This window comes from Rhizobacter sp. P2_H2 (assembly GCF_056403375.1).
Genome location: NZ_JBFUFP010000609.1, coordinates 1 through 3,293 on the forward strand (window position 1 = coordinate 1; position 3,293 = coordinate 3,293).

At 69.9% G+C, this 3,293-nt stretch carries 1 protein-coding gene; it reads right to left on the bottom strand.

All coding sequences use genetic code 11. The features are described from left to right. On the bottom strand, positions 1-3,293 hold a 3,293-nt coding region (locus tag AC1D15_RS23325; RefSeq protein ID WP_477827847.1), incomplete at both ends, for a cadherin-like domain-containing protein.

The following is a 3,293-nucleotide window of genomic DNA, read 5'->3' on the forward strand; positions in this document are numbered from 1 at the left end:
GATCAGCACGCAACGCCTGGACCGTGGCGTTGCTGTTTGCAGCTGCATAGGTCCACGTGCCATCGGCGGCGAGCGTGAACGTGCCGTACGTCCCCGCCGTGGCAGCCTGCGGCTGGAACACCGCCTCGCCCGCATCCGGATCGACGATCGCCAGCGTGCCGCCCGTCCTGAGCTGTCCGCCCGCATCGACCGCCGTGTCTTCCGTGACCGAGCCCGAGCCCGGGGTGATCACGGCTGCATCGGCCACCGGCGTCACGTTCAGGCTCAGYGTGTTCGGTGCCGCATCGAAGGCACCCGCGCTGTCCTGCACGCTGAAGCTGAACGACGCATACGGCGCGCCGYTGCCATTGGCCGCCGGCACGTACACCAGGTGGCCGGCGTTGATCTCGGCCACCGAGATGATCTGTCCGGCGACGACCGCCGCGCCGTTCAGCAGCAGCGTGCCGGCCGCCGGCGGCGTGTCGATGCGCACGTTCGTGAGCGTCTGCCCCGCATCCGCATCGGCAAAGCCGAAATCGCCCGGCTGCACCGTGTAGCTGCTGTCTTCGGCCAGCGTGCGTGTCACGTCCGCGCCGGTCGGCGGCGTGTTGGTGCCGACGTTCACCGTGACGTTCGCGGTGGCGCTCGCGCCGCTCGGGTCGGTCACCGTGTACTGGATCTGCACCGCGCCGCTGAAATTGGTGGCCGGCGTGAAGACCACGTGGCCGCTCGCGTCGACCGACACCGAGCCCTGGGCCGGGTTGGCCAGCACCGGGTTGCTGACGGTCAGCGTGTCGCCGTCGACATCGTGGTCGTTGGCCAGCACGTCGATCGTCACCGAGGCGTTGATGGCGGTCGAGGCGATGTCGTCRGCCGCCACCGGTGCGTCGTTCACCGAGGTGATCGTCAGCGCCAGCTGCGCCGTCGAGGTGGCCGTGCCGTCGCTCAGCGTGTAGGTGACGACCGGCACGGCGCCGTGCCAGTCGGGGTTCGGCGTGAAGGTGTAGCTGCCGTCGGCATTGAGGCGCAGCGAGCCCGTGGCCGGATCGACGGCCGTCAGCCCGGCCGCATAGGTGTTGCCGTTGAAGCTGAACTGCGTCACCGACAGCGTATCGTGGTCGGCGTCGGTGTCGTTGGCCAGCACATTGCCGCTGGCGGTGCTGTCTTCGTCGAAGGCCTTGCCGTCGTTCACGCCCACCGGCGCATCGTTCACCGCGGTCACGGTGATGTCGAGCGAGGCCGTCGAGCTCGCGCTGCCGTCGCTCACGGTGTAGGTGACGGTCGGCACCGCGCCGTTGTAGTTCGGCGCCGGCGTGAAGGTGTAGCTGCCGTCGGCTGCGATCAGCAGCGTGCCGACGTTGGCGAGGGTCGCCGTCTGGCCCGCGGCATAGGTGCTGCCGCCGATGCTGAACTGCGTCACCGCGAGGCTGCTGCCCGCGTCGACATCGCTGTCGTTGGCGAGCACGCTGCCGAGCAGCGGCGCGTCTTCGGTCGCGCTGCCGGTGTCGTTGACCGCCACCGGCGCGTCGTTCGTGCCGTTGACGGTGATCACCACGCTGCGCGTCGTGCCGTCGGCGGTGGTCACGGTGAAGCTGTCGGTCACGCTGGTGCCCGCCGCCAGCGACTGCACGTTCGGCGCCGCGTTGTTCAGCGCGTAGCTCCAGGTGCCGTCGCTCGCGAGCGTGAAGCTGCCATGGGCCCCGGCGCTGCCGCTCTGCGCGACGAAGACGGATTCGGCCGGGCCGTCCGGGTCGACGACCGTCAGCTTGCCGGTGCTGCCCGGCACCTGGTCTTCGGTGACGCTGCCGGTGAGCGGGCCGGTGATCACCGGCGCATCCGGCGTCGCCGCGACGTTGATCGTGACCGCCGAAGCGGTCGGCGTCGTGCCGTCGCTCACGGTGTACGGGATGTTGACCGGGCCGTTGAAGTCCGCCGCGGGCGTGAAGGTCAGCGTGCCGTCCGGATTGAGCGAGACCGTGCCCTCGGGCAAGGTCACCGGGCTGCCGACCGCGATCGGCTGGCCGGCCACCTGGGTGACGCTCAGCACAGGGCCGTCGACATCGGTGTCGTTGGCGCGCGGGTCGAAGTTGACCGGCGTGTCTTCGGTGGCCGAGACCAGGTCGGGATGCGCGACCGGCGCGTCGTTGACCGGCGTGACGTTGAACGTGAAGGTGTTCGGCGTGGCGTCGAAGGCGCCTGCGCTGTCCTGCACGCTGAAGCTGATGCTGGCATAGCCGCTGCCGTTGCCGTCGGCGGCCGGCGTGAACACCAGGTGCCCGGCGGCGATGTCGGCGGCCGAGACGACGGTGCCCGCCGTGACCGGCGTGCCGTTGAGCAGCAGCGTGCCGGCGGCCGGCAGCGCATCGATGCGCACGCCGGCGAAGGACTGGCCGGCGTCCGGGTCGCTGAAGCCGAAGTCGCTCGCCTGCAGGCTGTACGCGCTGTCTTCGTTCTGCGCGTGCGAGGCGTCCGCGCCGCTCGGCGCGGTGTTCGCGCCGACGTTGACGGTGACGGTGCCGGTCGAGCTTGCGCCCGACGGATCAGAGACCGTGTAGGTGATGGTGACGGGGCCGCTCACGTTGGTGGCGGGCGTGAACACCAGTTCGCCGTTGCCGTTGATGCTGACGCTGCCGAGCGCCGGGTTGCTCAGCACCGGGTTGCTGACGCTCAGCGTGTCGCCGTCGACATCGATGTCATTCGCGAGCACCGGGATCGTGACCGGCAGGTTGACGGCGCTCGACGCGCCGTCGGCGACGGCGACCGGTGCATCGTTGACCGGTGCGACGTTGATCGTCACGCTCGACGACGACTGCAGGCTGCCGTCGCTGACGGTGTAGGGAACGTTCAGCGAGCCGTTGAAGTCGTGCGCCGGCGTGAAGCTGAGCGTGCCGTCGGCGTTCAGCGTGACCGTGCCTTGCGGCAGCACCACCGGCGTGCCGACGGCGATCGGCTGGCCACCGACCGAGACGATGCTCAGCGCGGGACCATCGACATCGGCATCGTTGGCGCGCGGGTCGAACGTGACCGGTGTGTCTTCCACCGCATTGACGGTGTCGGCGTTCGCGACCGGCACGTCATTCACCGGCGTGATGCTGATCTGCACCGAGGCCGGCGCCGACGTGGCGCCGTTGTTGTCGATCACCTCGTAGCTGAGCGCGGAGTTGCCGTTGAAATCGGCGGCCGGCTTGAACAGCAGCGAGCCGGCCTGGGCGGGCGTCAGCAACTGGCCGGCGGTGACGACGGTCACGCCATCGGCCAGCAGGATGGTGCTGCCGGCGGGAATGGAGACGATGCGGACGCCGGCGATGCTGCCG